The 2171-nt window shown below is 44.4% G+C and carries 3 protein-coding genes; 2 read left to right on the top strand and 1 reads right to left on the bottom strand.

Annotation, left to right across the window (positions count from 1 at the left end; genetic code table 11):
* Positions 1-465, top strand: a 465-nt coding sequence (locus JZU62_RS07875; protein ID WP_295013575.1) for a ShlB/FhaC/HecB family hemolysin secretion/activation protein, incomplete at its 5' end; no start/stop codon positions are given.
* Positions 466-469: 4 nt separating this feature from the next.
* On the opposite strand, the gene JZU62_RS07870 is transcribed toward JZU62_RS07875, so the two are convergent.
* Complete coding sequence (locus JZU62_RS07870; RefSeq protein ID WP_295013573.1) at positions 470-1069, bottom strand: DUF502 domain-containing protein; 600 nt, start codon at positions 1067-1069, stop codon at positions 470-472.
* Between the two features lie 89 nt (positions 1070-1158).
* On the opposite strand from JZU62_RS07870, the gene JZU62_RS07865 reads away from it, so the two are divergent.
* A partial coding sequence (locus JZU62_RS07865) for a M3 family metallopeptidase (RefSeq protein WP_295013571.1) occupies positions 1159-2171 on the top strand: 1013 nt, incomplete at its 3' end.

The following is a 2171-nucleotide window of genomic DNA, read 5'->3' as shown; positions in this document are numbered from 1 at the left end:
TTTTCAAAATTGAATCTTTATCTTGCTCGTTTACAACGATTGGATTCGAAAAGCGAACTTTTTCTTGATTTTTCGGCACAGTGGGCGAGTAACAATTTGGATTCTTCTGCCAAGATGACAGCGGGAGGTCCCTATGCGCTACGGGGATACGATGTCGGTGTGATTTCCGGCGATACATGGTACTCGACAACGGCCGAAATTCGTCATAAACTAGACCCGATTAAAGAAGAAGAGTTCCAAATAATTGCTTTTTTTGAACGAGCCGAACTAAAAGTCAACAAAAGTACTTGGAGTAACGGAGAAAATCACGTTACTCTTAGCGATGTAGGGGCAGGAATCAACTGGAACGGATCAAATCAATGGAGCGCACGAACCTATTGTGCCATACAGGTTGGAGCCTCTTCACCATTAGTAGACACTCATCCCTCACCCGTATTATGGGCTGAAATCAGAAAAGATTTTTAACGATTCAACCCTCTTGTACCAGCCGAGAGACTTCCTCTTTTTGAGGAAAATCAGCACCCATACTGATAATAAACGACGAGGCTTCTTGTAAGCTCAAGGTTGTCTTTTTGATCAACGCTTCATCGACCAGTACCGTATATCCACTCGTAGGGTTCGGAGAGGTCGGGATAAAAAGAACACAGATATTTTCATGACGGTTGAGTAAATAGGCGGGAACCCATAACCCCTCTTTGGGATACTCGACCAACACGACCTCTTTTTTGGTTCCGTCCTCTCCGCCGCTGAGCATCGCGGCGAGTTTTTTAGAGACCGAGTAGACGGAGCGAATCGCAGGAATTTTCTCAAATGTACTGTCAATCATCGAAACAAAGATTGAGCGTCCGTACTTCTCGATCGAAAATCCGAGCACGGCGAAAACAGCGATAACCCCTGCCATCAATGCTAATGTCACACCAAACGAGTTAGTGTAGTCATGGAGTGAAAGATAGGCACTAACGCCTAGATTTTTCAGATAATTCACCACTACAATGACCAAAATCAAAGGGAAAAGGGACAATGCCCCGACAAAAATATAACGAAGTAATAATCTGATTTTCGTACTCATAAAAATAACCTTTTAACTATGACAAATTACGCAATTATAGAATACTTTTTGAAACACTTTACTACAATAACACAACTATAGGAGAACCAATGCAACCATTTGCCGAATTTAAACTCAATTTAGAGATTTTTATCACTGATTTAAACGCTCTTATCGAGATCAACCATAAAACCATAGAGAATTTACTCGCTACGCCAGAAAAAACCTACGCCAATTTTGTCCGCCCTTTTGATCTGATGGAGGAGAATTTGGAGCTGTTGTTCACTCCGCTATCGCATATCAACGCGATCAAAAACTCCGAAGCGTCTCAAAAAGTATACGCCGATGCCCTCCCGATCCTCACCGATTACTCCACCTTTGTCGGGCAAAATCTCGATATTTACGAAGCGTTCAAAAGTGTCAAAGCCCGTGAATATGACTCTCTAAATATCGAACAGCGCCGTATTTTGGATCTCAATATCCTCCATTTTGAACTTGCGGGTGCCCATCTGGATGATGCTTCCAAAGAGCGTTTGGCGGAAATCAATCTACGCAAAAGCACCCTCACCAACGACTTCTCCCAAAACGTCCTCGATGCGACCAACGCGTATGAAAAAATCATCACCGATCCCGCCGATATAGAGGGTATCCCAGAGAGTGATTTGGAAAATGCCCGCTTTGAAGAAGACGGCATCACCAAATACCGCTTTACCCTCCAAATGCCCTCCTACATCGCTTACATGACCTATGGGACTAACCGCACTATCCGAGAAGAGCTGTACCGTGCCTACACAACACGTGCGCCCCAAAACGGAGCGATTATCGATGAGCTGATGGTACTTCGTCAAGAGAGTGCTGCGCTACTCGGATTTGAGAACTATGCCGAGTACTCCCTCGCGTCCAAAATGGCACCGAGCACGACAAGCGTTTTGAAGTTTTTAAATGAGCTTATCGATGCCTCTCGCAAACAAGGACAAAAAGAGCTCGAAGAGTTACGCGCCATTGCTCCGAATATCGATCTGCAAAGCTACGACACTGCTTACTACGGCGAAATCCTCAAAAAAGCCCAATACGACATCGACGAAGAGGAGTATCGCCCCTATTTCGAACAACGCAGTGTAAT

The organism is Sulfuricurvum sp., from assembly GCF_019163035.1.
Taxonomy (GTDB): domain Bacteria; phylum Campylobacterota; class Campylobacteria; order Campylobacterales; family Sulfurimonadaceae; genus Sulfuricurvum.
This window is presented reverse-complemented; position numbering and strand designations above follow the sequence as displayed.